The 16,072-nt window shown below is 71.1% G+C and carries 15 protein-coding genes; 12 read left to right on the forward strand and 3 right to left on the reverse strand.

All coding sequences use genetic code 11. The features are described from left to right. The first annotated feature begins 12 nt into the window (after positions 1-12). The gene (locus tag ASH01_RS12185; RefSeq protein ID WP_082619784.1) at positions 13-975 is read left to right on the forward strand and encodes a Sir2 family NAD-dependent protein deacetylase; all 963 of its coding nucleotides are present in this window, start codon (positions 13-15) and stop codon (positions 973-975) included. After that, complete coding sequence (locus ASH01_RS12190) at positions 959-2,002, forward strand: phosphotransferase (protein ID WP_056776038.1); 1,044 nt, start codon at positions 959-961, stop codon at positions 2,000-2,002. The genes ASH01_RS12185 and ASH01_RS12190 overlap by 17 nt, the downstream gene beginning before the upstream one ends. Positions 2,003-2,005: 3 nt before the next feature. Here ASH01_RS12190 and ASH01_RS12195 read toward each other — a convergent pair whose 3' ends face one another. Both ASH01_RS12195 and lexA read right to left on the reverse strand, forming a co-directional pair. After that, positions 2,006-2,941 (reverse strand): hypothetical protein, encoded by a 936-nt coding sequence (locus ASH01_RS12195; RefSeq protein WP_056776040.1) that lies wholly within the window; start codon positions 2,939-2,941, stop codon positions 2,006-2,008. A gap of 109 nt (positions 2,942-3,050) precedes the next feature. Further along, a complete protein-coding gene (gene lexA, locus ASH01_RS12200) occupies positions 3,051-3,776 on the reverse strand; it encodes a transcriptional repressor LexA (protein WP_056776043.1) in 726 nt (241 codons plus the stop codon). Positions 3,777-4,004: 228 nt separating this feature from the next. Between lexA and ASH01_RS12205 the strand changes: the two genes are divergently transcribed. The 4 genes from ASH01_RS12205 to ASH01_RS22510 all read left to right on the forward strand — a co-directional run bounded on the left by ASH01_RS12205 (position 4,005) and on the right by ASH01_RS22510 (position 7,449). Next, positions 4,005-4,418 carry a LysM peptidoglycan-binding domain-containing protein gene (locus tag ASH01_RS12205; protein ID WP_056776044.1) on the forward strand — a complete coding sequence of 138 codons (414 nt, stop codon included), beginning with the start codon at positions 4,005-4,007 and terminating at the stop codon, positions 4,416-4,418. A gap of 267 nt (positions 4,419-4,685) precedes the next feature. Continuing rightward, on the forward strand, positions 4,686-4,991 hold the full coding sequence (locus ASH01_RS12210; protein ID WP_056776046.1) for a hypothetical protein: 306 nt from the start codon (positions 4,686-4,688) through the stop codon (positions 4,989-4,991). 35 nt (positions 4,992-5,026) lie between these two features. Continuing rightward, on the forward strand, positions 5,027-6,769 hold the full coding sequence (locus ASH01_RS12215) for an alpha/beta hydrolase (RefSeq protein WP_162263880.1): 1,743 nt from the start codon (positions 5,027-5,029) through the stop codon (positions 6,767-6,769). Further along, positions 6,766-7,449 (forward strand): hypothetical protein, encoded by a 684-nt coding sequence (locus ASH01_RS22510; RefSeq protein ID WP_156415554.1) that lies wholly within the window; start codon positions 6,766-6,768, stop codon positions 7,447-7,449. Before ASH01_RS12215 ends, ASH01_RS22510 begins: the two co-directional genes overlap by 4 nt. On the opposite strand, the gene ASH01_RS12220 is transcribed toward ASH01_RS22510, so the two are convergent. Next, positions 7,355-8,623, reverse strand: coding sequence for a sensor histidine kinase (locus ASH01_RS12220; protein WP_082619787.1), 1,269 nt, complete (start codon positions 8,621-8,623; stop codon positions 7,355-7,357). The genes ASH01_RS22510 and ASH01_RS12220 overlap by 95 nt on opposite strands. A gap of 127 nt (positions 8,624-8,750) precedes the next feature. Between ASH01_RS12220 and ASH01_RS12225 the strand changes: the two genes are divergently transcribed. The 6 genes from ASH01_RS12225 to ASH01_RS12250 all read left to right on the forward strand — a co-directional run bounded on the left by ASH01_RS12225 (position 8,751) and on the right by ASH01_RS12250 (position 15,849). After that, complete coding sequence (locus ASH01_RS12225) at positions 8,751-9,404, forward strand: winged helix-turn-helix domain-containing protein (RefSeq protein WP_056776052.1); 654 nt, start codon at positions 8,751-8,753, stop codon at positions 9,402-9,404. Next, positions 9,401-10,666, forward strand: coding sequence for an MFS transporter (locus ASH01_RS12230; protein ID WP_056776053.1), 1,266 nt, complete (start codon positions 9,401-9,403; stop codon positions 10,664-10,666). Before ASH01_RS12225 ends, ASH01_RS12230 begins: the two co-directional genes overlap by 4 nt. 130 nt (positions 10,667-10,796) lie before the next feature. Next, positions 10,797-11,225: a Crp/Fnr family transcriptional regulator gene (locus ASH01_RS12235; protein WP_056776055.1), complete on the forward strand. Its 429-nt coding sequence runs from the start codon at positions 10,797-10,799 to the stop codon at positions 11,223-11,225. A gap of 494 nt (positions 11,226-11,719) precedes the next feature. Continuing rightward, positions 11,720-12,217, forward strand: coding sequence for a transcriptional regulator NrdR (gene nrdR, locus ASH01_RS12240; protein WP_056776057.1), 498 nt, complete (start codon positions 11,720-11,722; stop codon positions 12,215-12,217). A gap of 94 nt (positions 12,218-12,311) precedes the next feature. Beyond that, positions 12,312-15,239 (forward strand): vitamin B12-dependent ribonucleotide reductase, encoded by a 2,928-nt coding sequence (locus tag ASH01_RS12245; RefSeq protein ID WP_056776059.1) that lies wholly within the window; start codon positions 12,312-12,314, stop codon positions 15,237-15,239. Positions 15,240-15,465: 226 nt separating this feature from the next. Beyond that, positions 15,466-15,849, forward strand: coding sequence for a hypothetical protein (locus ASH01_RS12250; RefSeq protein WP_156415556.1), 384 nt, complete (start codon positions 15,466-15,468; stop codon positions 15,847-15,849). Positions 15,850-16,072: the final 223 nt, after the last annotated feature.

Consider the following 16,072-nt stretch of genomic DNA (forward strand, 5'->3'; position numbering starts at 1 on the left):
TAGGCTTGCCGGGTGCAGCAGCCGAACGGCATACCACCGCAGTCGACGGCCGCCGCGGTCACCCCGGCGACGACCCGGCTCTCCACCTCGCGCACCCTGCCGCTCCAGACGCACGACCTCGGCACCTTCGACGACCTCGTCGACCTCGTCAGTGGCGGCGGCGTCGTCGTGCTCTCGGGTGCGGGGCTCTCGACCGAGTCGGGCATCCCCGACTACCGCGGGCCCGACGGGACCCGTCGGGTCGAGCCGATGACGTACGGGGAGTTCGCGGGGTCGAGCGAGGCCCGTCGGCGCTACTGGGCTCGCAGCTACATCGGCTGGCAGCGCTTCAACGCCGCCGCGCCCAACGAGGGGCACCGCGTCGTCACCGACCTGCAACGTGCGGGCTACGTCGGGCCGATCATCACCCAGAACGTCGACGGCCTGCACCAGGTCTCGGGCGCGACGGACGTCATCGAGCTGCACGGGTCCCTCGACCGCGCCGTCTGTCTCACGTGCGGCGAGTACACCTCGCGAATCGGCCTGCACGAGAGGATGACCGAGGCCAACCCCGGCTTCATGGACCGCTTCGAGGAGGCGGCGCACGTGGTGGGCTCGCAGTGGGGTGAGCAGGTGCGGCCCGACGGTGACATCGTGCTCGCCGACGCACTCGTCGAGTCCTTCCACGCCCCGCGCTGCCTCGTCTGCGGCCACGACACCGTCAAGCCCGACGTCGTCTTCTTCGGCGAGTCGGTGCCCAAGGCCGTCGTCGAGCAGTGCTTCTCCCTCGTTGAGAGTGCCGGCGCCGTCCTCGTGCTCGGGTCGTCGCTGTCGGTCATGAGTGGCTACCGCTTCGTCCGTCGCGCGCACCAGCGCGACGTGCCCGTCGCGATCGTCACGCGGTCGGCGACGCGCGGCGACGCCGAGGCGACGCTGCGCCTCCACGCACCTCTCGGCCCGACGCTGACGGAGCTGCGCGATGCCCTCGGGCACTGAACTGCCTTGGTATGCCGCCCTCCCGGAGTCCGGTGACGGCCCGTCGGTCCGCTGGACGTCCGGCGCGTTCGAGGCCGAGCTGCGCGAGTGGGTCGGTGGAGTCCTGGGCGGTCTCGGCACCGACCTCGTGTCGCTCGACGCGGTGCACCAACGCCCCTGGTCGACGGTGTGGCGCGGTGTCACATCCGACGGCGCCACCTACTGGGCCAAGCAGAACTGCCCGCACCAGTCGTTCGAAGCGGCCCTGCTCGTCGTGCTCGACCGCCTGTCGCCGCACCGGGTCGTCCCGGTCGCCGCGGCCGACGTCGAGCGTGGCCTGCACCTCGTGCCCGACCAGGGGCCGGTCTTTTCTCTGACGGTCGCGGACGACGACGTCGACGCCTGGTGCCGGGTCGCCGCCGAGGCGATGCACCTCCAGCGCGAGCTCGTCGGCCACGAGGCGGACCTCCTCGGCGCGGGCATCACGGCCCTGCCTCCGGCCGAGTCGGCGGCCTACGTCGAGGCGAGGGTCGCGTCCCTGACGGCCCTGGCCCCGGACGACCCGCGCCGCATGGCCGACGACGTCGCGCACCGGTTGCGTGCGCTGCTGCCGGCGGTCACGGCGTGGGCCGACGACGTGGGGGGTCTCGGCCTGCGGGAGAGCCTCGTGCACAACGACCTCCACGCCAGCAACGTCTTCGCGACGGCGCACGGGATGCGCTTCTTCGACTTCGGTGATGCCGTGCTCGCGCACCCGCTGTCCGCGCTCTTCGTCCCGCTCAACGTGCTGCTCCACCGCTTCGGCGCCACCCCGGACGACCGTCGGCTGAGGCGGGTGGCGGACGCCGCGCTCGAGGTCTGGGGCGACGTCGTCCCGGTCGCTGCACTGCGCTCGGCCCTGCCGTCCGCGCTGCGGCTCGGGCGGCTCGGGCGCGCCGAGTCGTGGCTCCGGGTCACCGCGACCCTGACGCCGGAGGAGGCGGTCGAGCACGGCGACGCCGGCACGTGGTGGCTCGGCGCTCTCGGTGACGAGCCGCCGCTGTCCTGAAGGCTATTCGGCCACCGATCGAGCCGAACGCGCCTCGGCGCCATCGGCCTCGCGCAGGTCCCACAGCTCCTTGGTCTGCACGCCCCAGTAGGCGGCGAAGAGCACGATGATGATGACCTCGGCGATGAGGATCAGGTGGTCGAAGCCGCGCACCGTCAGGGCCGCCAGCACCGTCGCTCCCAGGGCGACGGCCAGGGCGACCGCGATCGCGATGTAGATGCGCTTGTAGACCGTTCCGCTCGCGCCGGTGCCACCGGCGGTGCCCTGGTGGCGCTCCTCGGCGCGCAGCGCGCTGAAGCCCATGACGGCGATCACCCCGGCCACCATGGTGCCCGCGGCTATGCCGTGGCTCAGTGCGATGAACCGGTCGCGCAGCACGAGGAAGAGGGTGAGCTCCGCGAGCAGCACCAGACCGCAGACGGCCGAGACGACCGCCGAGCGCACCGTGGGCCGGTCGGACGGGTCGCGCGTCATCGCGCCGCGCCTGAGCCAGGCGGCCACGAGGGCCGCGAGGACGGCGACGACGACGAGGGACCAGATGTTGTTGCGCACGGCCGCGGCGATCTCGGCCGGGGTCTGGGTGTACGCGTTCGGCCCGCACCGCCCGTCCGGCACCGTCGGGACCATGGCGACGACGAAGGCCATGAAGCCCGAGAAGTTGAGCAGCACGTCCTCCTCGGGCGAGTGCCCCTTGTAGGCGATGAGGCTGGCCCCGAGCGCGCACAGCGAGCCGACGAAGACGGTCCGCGCCGGCGTGTAGTAGTACGCGCTGATCGAGCCGAGCCAGCACGAGTGGTCGGTCTCCCACCACCACTGGTAGCCGACCGAGAGGAGCAGCATGAGGAGCAGGGCGATCATCGCGCCGCGCAGGTAGCGGTAGGTGAAGACGACGTCGCGGGTGCGGCCGGGTGCCGTGGCGGTCTCCTTCGCAGGACTCACGAGTCAGAGTCTCGCGCCGTCGCGTCCGATACGCCTCCCGGACGCGACGATGCCGCCGGCGCGGAGGGCGCCGACGGCATACGTCGTCGGGTGGGGGAGCGGGGCGACGTCAGAGCCGGCGCAGGACCGCCGTGACCTTGCCGAGGATCGTCGCGTGGTCGCCGTCGATGGGCGAGAAGTCGGGGTTGTGCGGCATGAGCCACACGTGCCCGTCGGTGCGCTTGAACGTCTTGACCGTCGCCTCGTTGTCGAGCATCGCGGCCACGACGTCGCCGTTCTCGGCGTGCTGCTGCTGGCGCACGACGACCCAGTCACCGTCGCAGATCGCGGCCTCGACCATCGAGTCGCCGTTGACCTTGAGCAGGAAGAGGTCACCCTCGCCGACGAGCTGCCGCGGCAGCGGGAAGACGTCCTCGACGACCTCCTCGGCCGTGATCGGCACGCCCGCCGCGATCTGGCCGAGCACCGGGACGTAGGACGCCTCGGGGCGGGCGTCGCCCGAGTCGGTCTCGGTGTCGTAGTGGTCGCCCCGCGGACGCGGCGCGGTCGGGTCACCGCCGCGGTAGCCGAGCTCCTCGGCCTTCGCATCGGGCGAGACGACCTCGAGGGCCCGCGGCCGGTTGGGGTCGCGGCGCAGGTAGCCCTTGGCGACCAGGGCATTGAGCTGGTGGGAGACGCTCGACGGGCTGGCGAGGCCGACGGCGTCGCCGATCTCGCGCATGCTCGGCGGGTAGCCGCGCCGGTCGACGGAGTTGCGGATGACCTCGAGCACCCGCCGCTGGCGGACGGTGAGACCGTCGCCGGTCTCGCGATCGGGAAGCTCGGTCACGCCCATGGTGTCCCCTTCGTCGGCTCGTCAGTCCGCGTCGTGACGCTGGGTGTGCGGCCAGTGTCAGTGGTGGCTGGTGAGGTCTGTGGTGTGAGGAAAGACTACGCAGTTCGAACACAGTTGCCAAACACCTGTTCGATGCGTGTCTCGACTTCATCGAACATACGTGCTACAACTCGTACAGACGTTCTATCGAACACGTGTTCGCCAGATCAGGAGCAAGGGGAGGTCACCATGAGCGCCATCGTCCTCGAGGCCGTTCGTCAGCCGCACACCGAGGAGCCCGCGCGGTCGCAGCCGACCGGTCGGCCCCGTCTCGTCCTCGTCCCCACCGGGCCGGAGGCCGCTCGTGCGGTGCGTGCCGCGAGGCCGCCGATGCGCCTGACGCGTTTCGGTCGCCTCGTCGTGACGCTCCTCGTCGCGGGCGTCGTCTCCCTCCTCGGCGTCGGACTCGCCGGTCAGCTCGCGTCGGCCACGGGCGAGCCGCGCACGATCACGGTCCGGTCCGGCCAGACCCTGTCGGGCATCGCCGCCCGCGAGCTGCCTGAGCTGACCGCGGCCGAGGGTGTCGTCGAGCTGCAGATCGCCAACGCGCTCAGCACCACCTCGATCCACGCCGGCCAGCAGCTCGTCGTCCCGGGTCGCTGACCCGGGGCCTCCTGGGCCGGCCGGGGACGTATGCCGTGTGTCCGGCTGCGCCCGTCCCGGCCCTTCCGATCCGCCGCGTTGGCTCCACCTTCAGCGGCTGGCGGTAGCGGCGCTTCGACCCCGCCGTTCCTGCCCCGGACGCCGCACCCCTGACGGGGGTGCGGCGTCCTGCTGTGCCCGCACCTGCCGTTCCCGACCCCTGTGGATGACGGGCTCGAGTCCTCGGACGCCTTGCCTAGCGTGGCTGTCCTCGGAAGGGAGCAGGGGATGCGCTACGACGTGGACACCGACGCGCTGCGCGACGACGCCGCCTCGGTCGGCGAGGTGCTCGCGCGGGTGCAGCGGCTGAGGATCGGCGACGAGCTGCGGCCACTCGGTGGGGCGATCCCCGGTGGTCGTGTCGCCGGCGGGCTCGGCCAGGTCGCTGCGGCGTGGGAGGCGCGGCTGGCCGGGACCCGCTGGGAGCTGCGCGAGCTGGGCCGCTGCCTCGCCACGGCCGCCGACACCTACGACGCCGTCGAGCAGGCGTCCCGGCAGGCCCTGCGGTCGTCGTCGTCCGGCGGCACCCCATGAGACCTGGTGTGGCGGGTGCCGGTGCTCCGCTGACCATGACCGTCGCCGACGTCCGGGCCTGCCGACCGCAGTCCCTGCTCGAGGTGGGCCGGCGCCTCGAGGAGCATCGCCTCCGGGTCCTCGGACTCGCGGAGCTCGTGCTGTGGCGTCGCTCCGCCGCGCCGCGCTGGTCGGGCGCGGCCTCCTCGGCGGCCGCCGACCGCTACGGCCTCGTCGTCGCCGGCCTCGGACGGCTCGCGGGGAGCATCGCGGTGACCGGTCACGCGGTCGGGCACGCCGCGGCACGTCTGCAGTCGGCGCTCGAGCTCGTCGGTCGCGCCGACCGTCGGGCCGCCGACGAGGGCGCCTGGGTCGACGGCGAGGGTCGGCTCTTCCTTCCCGTGCGGGCGTCGCTCGGAGACCTTGCCGGCGAGGCGCACCGGGCACGGCTCGACGAGCTGTTGAGGGTCGAGGTGCACGCCTGTCTGGCGCGGGCCCGACAGGCCGCGAGCCAGACCGACGACGAGCTGTGGCGAGGGCTGCTGACCGCTGCCCGTGGCGCGACGGCGTCTCCGGGGACTGCCGCGCAGCTGGTCCCGCAGCTGCCACCTCCGCCGGCGGGACCTTCGACGAGTGCCGGGGTCGGCCGTCAGGTGTTCGCCTCGGCCGCCTGGTGGCGGTCCCTGACCGACGAGGAGCGACGCCGCGCCATCCGTGAGCGGCCGGACTGGGTGGGTCGTCGCGACGGGGTGCCGGCCGCAGCTCGCCACGAGGCCAACCTCGTCCTGCTCGGCCGAGCGGAGCAGGCTGCCTGGACCCGCGAGCGGGAGGCGCAGCGGGCGGCGTCTGCGAGCAATGCCGCCGAACGCACCCGTTCGGCCGAGCACGTGGCGGCCCTGCAGGCGGTGCGCGACGTGCTCGGGCGTCGCGACGGTGGACCCCGGCGTCTGCTCCTCGTCGACGCGAACGGACCCGACGTCAAGGCGGCCGTCGCGATCGGCGACGTCGACCGGGCCGAGCACGTCGTCACGTTCGTCGGCGGCCTGTCGACCATGGTCGGGGCCGATCTCCGGCGCTACGACGACACCTTCGTGCGGATGCGTTCGGAGGCCAAGGCGGTGGCGCAGGGTGAGGACGTCGCACTCGTGACGTGGATGGGCTACGACGCGCCGCAGGTCCACGAGATCATCACGTCGGTCGACCGGAACGTCCTCAACGGCAAGCTGGCCCGCGACAACGCCGGCGCGCTGGCCGACTTCGTGACCGGTGTCGAGGCCTCCCGTGACCGTCCGGCCCACCAGACGGTCTGGGCCCACTCCTACGGCGGCACTCTCGCCGGCCAGGCCTCGCTTCGCACGAGTGCGATCGACGACGTCGCCGTCTTCGGTGCGCCCGGCCTGCCGTTCTCGGACGTGGCGCACACCGCCCTCAAACCCGGCTCCCTCAACGTCCTCGGCGCGGTCGGGGACGATGTGTTCGCCTACGGCTGGATGGTGCACGGCACGGCGCCGGCGGACGTCGTGGGCGCGAGCCGGCTCTCGACCTTCGCCCTCAAGCAGACCGGGACCGGCTGCAACCACTGGCTCCACCCACGATCCGACTTCGTCGACGTCCGTCGCACCTCCGCCGGTCACTCCGACTACCTCCGGGCCGGCACCGACAGCGCGCGCAACCTCGTCGCCGTGGCGGCCGGTCGTCCCGACCTGCGGGTCTTCCAGGGCATCGACGAGAGGGCGTGCACGACGACCGGACCGAGCCTCGGGACCGACCCCCTGCGCTGGCCGAGGCTCGTCCCGTGACCTCGTTCGACGACGACCCGACCCGCTTGTTCAACGGGATGGCCGGGTCCGCCCGACGCGACCGCCTCGTCGCGTGGGCGTGCGGGTGGCTCGCGGTGCTCCAGGCTCTGCCCTACGTCGCGGTCGGCTGGATCACCGACGGCGGGACGGCTGCCGGCGACGGTGCCCTGGACGCGTTGTCGCCCACTGCGCTGCTGGGCGTCGTCGGCTTCGGCGTCGTCCTGGCGGTTGCGCTGTCCCGGCCGGGGATGCAACCGCTCGTCGACGCAGGCGTGGAGGTCGACGACACGGGCGGCCCCCTCCTGCCGACGCGCCCGACAGGCCCGACGTGGACGACCGGGTCCGTCGTGCCGCGGTTGCGGTGGGCCGCCTTCGCGGCTCTGGCCGAGGCGGCGACCTTCGCCGGAGCCGCCCTGCTCGTGAGCGCCGAGAGCTCAGGAGCCTTCTCCGTCGGGGACGCTCTCGACGACGGTTCCGCCCTCGGGGCCTACGTCGCCACGGTCGTGCAGGTGCTCCTCATGGATGTCAGGGCACCGACAGCGTTTCTCGTCGCGCTCGTCGTCCTCGCCCGGGCGCGACGTCCGGTCAGTCGCCGCCGGGACCGTCGTGCTCGTCCCGACGGGGGAGCTCGGCCGGCAGCTCGAACCACACGTCCGTACCCGGACCGTCCACCGAGCTGATCCCGATCGACCCACCGTGAGCCTCGATGATGCGCTTGACCGTGGCCAGGCCGATGCCGCTGCCGTCGACGGACGTCTCGACGCGGTTGAAGAGGCCGAAGACCCGCTCACGGTCGGCGGCCGAGATGCCGATCCCGTTGTCGCGCACCGAGAGACGCCACGAGCCGTCGATCCGCACCGCCGAGATCTCCACGACGGGCGCGACGCCGGGGCGGGCGTACTTCACCGCGTTGGACACGAGGTTGAGCAGCACCGAGTAGAGCTGCTGCCCGTCTGCGGGCAGGGTCGGCAGTGCCCCCGTCGTGACGGTCGCCGACCGTGCGGTGAGCGTCGGGTCGAGGTCCTCGAGCACCGAGGAGAGCACGTCGTCGAGGTCGGTGTCGCTGCGGTGCAGCTCGGCGCCGACGCGGGCGTGGGCGAGGATCTGCTCGATCATCCCGGCCATGCGCGTGGCGGAGCGAAAGGCCGTGGCGACGAGGCGTTCGGACCACTCGTCCTCGGCGACCGCGGGCTGCTGGCCGAGCATCTCGGTGCTCGCCATGATCGCGGTGAGTGGCGTGCGCAGGTCGTGGCTCACCTGTCCGGCGAAGACCGACAGGGCCTCGTTGGACCGGTGGAGCTCGTCCCTCGTCTCGGTGAGCGCCGCGAGCGAGTCCTCCAGCTCCCGGGTGCGCAGGCGCAGCTCGAGGACGTCGACGACGCGCTCGGCGATGGCGACGAGGGCCTCCTCCTGTGCTTCGTCGAGCGCGCGTGGCTGGGAGTCGAAGACACAGAGGCGACCGATGATGACGCCGTCCGGCGTGGTCAGTGGCGCTGACGCGTAGAAACGGACGGTCCCGAGGACGCCCGTCACGAAAGGGTTCTCGCGGAACCGGGCGTCGAGGCTGGCATCGGGCACGACGACGCGATCGGTGTGCTCGAGCACCGCGGCGCACATCGAGTCCTCGCGGGCACAGATGGCGGCGGCGAAGCCGGTCGTGGCGATCTGCTGCTGGTGGGTCGCGGTGATGAGGTTGATCGCAGCCCGGGGGACGGCGCACACCTGCGCCGCGATGTCGACGAGGGCCTGCAGCTCGCGCTCGGGAGCGTTGCCGAGCACGTCATAGCCCGCCAGCGCGTCCTCGCGTCGCCGGGTCGGGTCGAGGACGTCCGCTGATGATGTCCGGTTTGTCACGATGGGAAGACTCTGTCATGACGGCGTGCGGGGCAAGCACCCGGGCCTGCCGCGTCACGTTCTCGGCATCACCGAAGTCATACAAGAGCTCTTGTGCAAAAGCCGGTGCCCGCCCGAGGCTGGGTGCATGCCACGACGCACCGCCTCCGAGCGCCATGCCGCCACGAGCCCCGCCTCCACCGACACGCTCGGCAGCGAGACGGGCAACGCCCTGCTCGACGTGCTCACCGCCTTCCACCATCCGACCCGCCGCTGGCTGTGCGAGCTGCTGGCCGTCGAGGGCCCCGCGACCGTCGGTCAGCTGGCACGGCGCACCGGCCTGGCGGTCGGATCGGTGAGCCACCACCTCGGCACGCTGCACCGTTACGGCTTCGTCGAGCCGGCGCCCGAGCTGGCCCGAGACACCCGGGAGAGCTGGTGGCGCAGTCGTCCCCGACAGCTCTCGTGGGACGCGACCGACTACGGCGAGGGGACCGTCGCGCGGCGGATCGCCGGGGCGGCTGAGGCCGAGAACTTCCGGCACCACGTGCGCGCGGTCCAGCGGTGGCTCGCGGAGGGCGGCGAGTCGGCACCGGCCGAGGTGCGGCACGCGTCGGTGGCGACCGACACCCTGGCGGCCGCCACCGTCGACCAGATGGGCGAGCTGAGCCGTCGGCTCACTGCGCTCGTCGTCGAGTGGAGCGAGGAGTGCCGCGCCGACGTGGAGGTCCACCCCGACGCCGAGCGTCTGCCGGTCCGGGTCTCGGCGCGCGTCTTCCCGAGCGGACCGGTGAAGCCGTGAGCGCCGGCACCGGGCCGGCGCGGGTCTCGGCGTCCCCACCCGCCACCGAGCCGTCCCTCATCGGCGCTGCGCCACCGCCCGTCACCCGCGACCGGATGGTCCAGGCCTGGGTGGGCGCGATGGCGCTGTCGTGGTTCGGCGACGCCGTGTGGACCGTGGCGCTGGCCTGGACCGCCGTGCACACCTTGTCGCCGACCATGGCGGGCGTGGTTCTGGGCGCCGAGACGCTGCCGCAGGCCGTCTTCGTCCTCCTCGGCGGGGTCATCGCCGACAGGTGGGACACCCGGCGCATTCTCGTCACCGGACGGCTCGTCCAGGCGGCGGTCCTGCTCGGCGGCGCAGCCGCGTGGGCCGCCGGGGTCAGGGGCGCACCTCTCCTCGTCACGATGGGTGTCCTGCTCGGGACCGCCACCGGGCTCACGCTGCCGGCCGGGGCGACGCTCGCCCGCCAGCTCGTGCGCCCTGAAGACCTCGCGACCGTGAGTGGCTGGAACCAGATCGGCGGCCGCGTCGCGCGCCTGCTGGGTGCGCCCGTGGGAGGTGTCGCGGTCGCGGCGATCGGCCCTGCCGGGGCCATGCTGGCGAATGCCGTCACCTTCGCCGCGATCGCCGCCGTCCTCGCGGGCGTGGTGCGCCCGCGCTACCGGATGCCCCGGCTGCCCCACGCGTCGTGGACGGCCAGCCTGAGGGACGGGGCGGCATACCTGCGCGGGGACGAGTCGGCCCGACTGCTCGTCCTCGGGCTCGCGGCCCTCAACGTCTTCGTGTCGCCGGTCATCGCCCTCGGGATCGCCCTGCGGGTCAGCAGCTCCGGCTGGGGGCCGGGCTGGCTCGGCGCCGCCGAGGCGGCGTTCGCCGTGGGGGCGATCTCCGGCAGCGTCGTCGGCATCCGGTGGCGGGTGGCCCGCCCGGCTCGCGCCGGCTTTGCCGCCCTCGTCGGGCAGGGTGTCTGCATCGCGGGCACCGGGGTCGGCTCGCGCGCCGTCCTGTCGGCGTCGATGCTCCTCATCGGGGTCGCGGCGGGTGCAGCGTCGGTGTGGCTCTCGGGGACGTACCAGCGCACCATCGCGCCGAGCCACCTCGGGCGCGTCTCGTCGGTCTCGAGCCTCGGCGACATGGCGCTGGTGCCGCTCGCGATCCCGGCCTTCGGTGCGCTCGCGGCGGGCACCTCGGTCCTCACGGCCGCCGTCGTCTACGGCGCGGCGATGTCGGTGCTCTGCCTGTGGTTCGCGACCCGACCCGGCATCGCGCGGCTGAGCTGAGCGACGGGCGCGTGCTCTGCCCTCCCGGAACGTCTTTCCTCGTCTTCGTCGAATGCCTACCCGCACGCTCCGACGAGGGCTACCGTCGAAGGGCCGGCCCGCGAGTGGGCCACGAGGTGGGAGGCACGTCATGAGCCTGAAGGACTCGCTCTGCGCCGTCGAACTCTTCTGCGAGCTGCCCGACGACCTCGTCGAAGAGGTGATCGCGCGCGGCTCCACGGTGAAGGTGGGCCCCGGCGTACCCGTCGTCAAGCAGGGCGACCGGGGCGCCGGCATGGTGATGCTGCTCGAGGGGACGGCCGACGTCGACGTCGACGGCCGAGGAGTCGGCTCGCTGTCGAAGGGTGACTACTTCGGTGAGATGTCGCTCATCGACGGGTCGGGGCGCACGGCCACGGTCACGAGTGGCCCCGACGGACTCAGTGCCTTCCGGCTCTCGCCCGCCGCGTTCACCGACCTCATCGACCAGCACCCGCACACCGCCGTCCTGCTGCTGAAGGGGCTCGTCACCCGCGTGCGCCAGCTCGAGGTGCAGCTCGGCGAGGCCGCGGCTCGCTGACCGACGGCGCCACCCGACCCCGCGCACCGGGCCGGGTCTCACGGCCGTGGTGCCCGGAGGGGCCCGATCGTCGCGGTCGCGGCCGGGCGGCATACGCTCGTGAACCCGTAGATGGGGGAGTGGGCGGCGCCGGCCACCCCTAGATGTTGGGGATGGATGCCTCGCGACACGCCGGGACGCCTGGGACTGGAGTGACGTTTGTGCAGGTCAGGGACGCGACGCGCCGGACCTCGCGCACGTGCTTGCGATCGGGGTCACACCATGCCTACAGTTACCCCTACATCTAGTAGTTACACAGATGTAAGACGTCCACATGTAGTCCCCAGGCAAACGGGGGTTACGCACAGGTCATCCCCACGTCATCCCCAGATCCATCCCCAGCCCCGACCGGTCCCACGAACACCGGGCGGGGGTTGGGACGGGCTCGGGACGGCATACGGGACGGCTTGGAACCGTTGAACGACTGGGTCTCGTGGAAGGGAAGGTGACCAGACGTGCACTGTCCGTTCTGTCGCCACACCGACTCGCGGGTCATCGACTCGCGCACCACCGACGACGGCGCCTGCATCAGGCGCCGACGCCAGTGCCCCGAGTGCAACCGCCGCTTCACGACGCTCGAGACCTCGAGCCTCAACGTGATCAAGCGGTCGGGGGCCTCCGAGCCGTTCAGCCGGGCCAAGGTCCTCTCAGGCGTGCGCAAGTCATGCCAGGGGCGGCCCGTCAGCGAGGACGATCTGGCCCTTCTCGCCCAGAAGGTCGAGGAGGCGATCCGGTCGCAGGGAAACGCCGAGATCGAGGCGCACGAGGTCGGCATGGCCGTCCTCGAACCGCTCCGCGAGCTCGACGAGGTCGCATACCTCAGGTTCGCCAGTGTCTACCAGGCCTGGGAGAGCCTCGAGGACTTCGAGGGAGCCATCGCGCTCCTTCGAGCCGAGCACGACGCGCTGGGGGAGGAGCCCACGGCTCCGTCCCGGCTCGACGTCCAGCGGTAACCACCCTCCACAGCACGTCCGGGACACCCGCCCTGTCGGTGCCCCACGCAACACTTGAAACCAGCAGCAGATTCGGTCAGGGAGGCCGCACGACATGACGGAGATCGGTAACCGCAGCTCACGCTCGAAGGCAGGCGCCAAGGGCGTCAAGATCGAGCGCATCTACACCACGCCCGGTGTGCACCCCTACGACGAGGTCACGTGGGAGAAGCGCGACGTCGTCCAGCAGAACTGGAAGACGGGCGAGACGATCTTCGAGCAGCGCGGGGTCGAGTTCCCCGACTTCTGGTCGGTCAACGCCAGCACCATCGTCACCACCAAGTACTTCCGCGGCGCCGTCGGCACGGCCGCCCGTGAGGTCTCGCTCAAGCAGCTCATCGACCGCGTCGTGCTGACCTATGTCGCCGCCGGCAAGAGCAACGGCTACTTCGCCTCGCCCGACGACGCCGAGATCTTCGAGCACGAGCTGACCCACGCCCTGCTGCACCAGGTCTTCTCGTTCAACTCGCCCGTGTGGTTCAACGTCGGCACCAAGAGCCCGCAGCAGGTCTCGGCCTGCTTCATCCTCGCCGTCGACGACTCGATGGACTCGATCCTCAACTGGTACAAGGAGGAGGGGAAGATCTTCCAGGGCGGATCCGGCGCCGGGCTCAACCTCTCCCGCATCCGCTCCTCCAAGGAGCTGCTCTCCTCCGGTGGCACGGCCTCCGGTCCCGTCTCCTTCATGCGCGGCGCCGACGCGTCCGCCGGCACCATCAAGTCGGGCGGCGCGACGCGTCGTGCGGCCAAGATGGTCGTCCTCGACGTCGACCACCCCGACATCGAGGAGTTCGTCGAGACGAAGGCGCGCGAGGAGGACAAGATCCGCGCCCTGCGCGACGCCGGCTTCGACATGGACCTCGGCGGCAAGGACATCGTCTCCGTCCAGTACCAGAACGCCAACAACTCGGTCCGCGTCAACGACGAGTTCATGAAGGCCGTCGAGGACGGCACGGAGTTCGGGCTGCGCTCGCGCAGCGACGGCTCCGTCATCGACACGGTCGACGCCCGTGAGCTCTTCGGCAAGATCGCCAAGGCCGCGTGGGAGTGCGCCGACCCGGGCATCCAGTACGACGACACGATCAACGCGTGGCACACCAACCCCGAGACGGGCCGCATCACCGCGTCCAACCCGTGCTCCGAGTACATGTCGCTCGACAACAGCTCGTGCAACCTCGCCTCGCTCAACCTGCTGAAGTTCCTGCGCGACGACGACACGTTCGACGCCGTCACCTTCCAGAAGGTCGTCGAGCTCGTCATCACCGCGATGGACATCTCGATCTGCTTCGCGGACTTCCCGACCGAGCCGATCGGCGAGACGACGCGCAACTACCGCCAGCTCGGCATCGGCTACGCCAACCTCGGTGCGCTCCTCATGGCGACCGGCCACGGCTACGACTCCGAGGGTGGCCGCGCGCTCGCCGCCTCGATCACCTCGCTGCTCACGGGTGCCGCCTACAAGCGGTCCGCCGAGATGGCCTCGGTCGTCGGCGCCTACGCCGGCTACGCCCGCAACGCGGACGCCCACAAGCGGGTCATGCGCAAGCACCAGGCCGCCAACGACAACATCAAGACGCTCGACGCGATGGACTCCGACGTCCACAAGCTCGCGACGAAGGCGTGGGACGACGTCGTCAAGCTCGGTGAGAAGCACGGCTACCGCAACGCCCAGGCGTCGGTGCTGGCCCCGACCGGCACCATCGGCTTCATGATGGACTGCGACACGACCGGCATCGAGCCGGACTTCTCGCTCGTGAAGTTCAAGAAGCTCGTCGGTGGCGGCTCGATGCAGATCGTCAACCTGACGATCCCGCGGGCGCTGCGCAAGATGGGCTACACCGGCGAGACGGTCGAGGCGATCGTCGAGTACATCGCTGACAAGGGTCACGTCATCGACGCCCCCGGCCTCAAGCCCGAGCACTACGAGGTCTTCGACACCGCCATGGGTGCGCGCTCGATCTCGGCCATGGGCCACGTGCGCATGATGGCCGCGACGCAGCCGTTCCTCTCCGGTGCCATCTCCAAGACGGTCAACCTGCCGGAGACGGCGACGGTCGAGGAGATCCAGGACGTCTACATGCAGGGCTGGAAGCTCGGCATCAAGGCGCTCGCCATCTACCGCGACAACTGCAAGGTCGGTCAGCCGCTGTCCGACGGTGGCTCGACGGCCAAGGACAACAAGGCCGCTGCCGAGGCTGCTGCCGCCGAGGTCAAGGTCGAGAAGGTCATCGAGTACCGCCCGGTCCGTCGCCGCCTGCCCAAGCGTCGCACCTCGCAGACGACGTCGTTCGCCGTCGGTGGGGCCGAGGGCTACCTCACGGCCGGCACGTACGACGACCAGCAGCTCGGCGAGATCTTCCTCAAGTTCGGCAAGCAGGGCTCGACCTTGGCCGGCGTGATGGACGCCTTCTCGATCGCCGTGTCCATCGGTCTCCAGTACGGCGTGCCGCTGGAGACGTTCGTGGAGAAGTTCACGAACCTCCGCTTCGAGCCGGCCGGCCTGACGGACGACCCGGACGTGCGCATGGCGCAGTCGATCATGGACTACGTCTTCCGCCGCCTCGCGCTGGACTACCTCGACTTCGACACCCGCTCCTTCATGGGCATCCACACGGCGTCGGAGCGGGCGCGCCAGGTCGAGACCGGCTCCTACGAGGCCATCGAGTCCGACGAGTCCGACGAGGACCTCGAGGACGAGCTCGAGTCGCTCCAGCAGTCGGCCCCGGTCTCCAAGAAGGCCGAGCACAAGGCCGAGGAGGCCCACGCCGAGTCTCCGGCCGCGGCCGCCGAGGTGAAGTCGGGTGCGGGCGCTGCCTCCGCCCGCGAGATCTCCAGCGACGTGCACAGCTCGGCCGAGCTGCTCGAGAAGTTCGGCGGCATCACGGCCGACGCGCCGATCTGCATGACGTGCGGCACGAAGATGCGCCCCGCCGGCTCCTGCTACGTCTGCGAGGGTTGCGGAAGCACCAGCGGCTGCAGCTGATGTCGATGGTCAGAAAGTGTCACGAGCGGCTAGATCGCGATTGACGACTTCTTGGTCACGTATGTCGCAAGTTCGTTCAGCGTGACATGACCGCACTGGGGCGGCACCGGATTCGGTGCCGCCCCAGTCGGTAGCAATGGTCAGCTCCGTCGTCGGCCGACGATCGCCCGGGAGCGCGAAGGGGCTCGCTCCCGTGCACGAGATGACGCTCGAAGGGTCAACGGGGGTGCAGCAGGCCATCACTCGCGTGTCGCCCGACGGGTTGCGGTGCCGAGCCGTGGGGCTCGCGACTGCCGCATTCCGGGACTTCGGCAAGTGCCCGATTTGTCTCGGGTCCCTCGAGAGAGGCACGCGCGAGCATGCGCCCCAGGAGGACCTCGGCGGCCAGCGCAGGACGGTGACCTGCGCGAGCTGCAACAACAGGCTTGGCAGCTTCGTCGAGCCGGAACTGCGTGACTGGTTCGATGACGCGCTCAAGCAGGTGTGGCTGTGTGGCGCTGCAGTTCAGGGGCGCCGGAGGATCTCATGCGTGCTCGTGCGCGCGGTCGGAGACCAGGTCGCGCTCATACCGGAGAAGCCGCTTCACCCGACCTTGCGTGCTCGGCTGTAGGACGACCTCGCGAAGCTGTGCCCGTCGTCCGGACCGGAACCATTGGTTCCCCTGTAGGGAGAACTCGCCGATCCGTTCATGTACTTCTAAGCGCTCCCCGTCGACCTCCAAAGGCGCATTACTGAGCGCTACCGATCGGCCCAAGTCGGACGAGGCAGTCGTCCTACGCACGTGACGTCCGAGCGCCCGATGGGGCGAAATCGCGTCATGCTCGCGTCTCTTC

Source organism: Terrabacter sp. Soil811 (assembly GCF_001429655.1).
Taxonomy (GTDB): Bacteria; Actinomycetota; Actinomycetes; order Actinomycetales; family Dermatophilaceae; genus Terrabacter.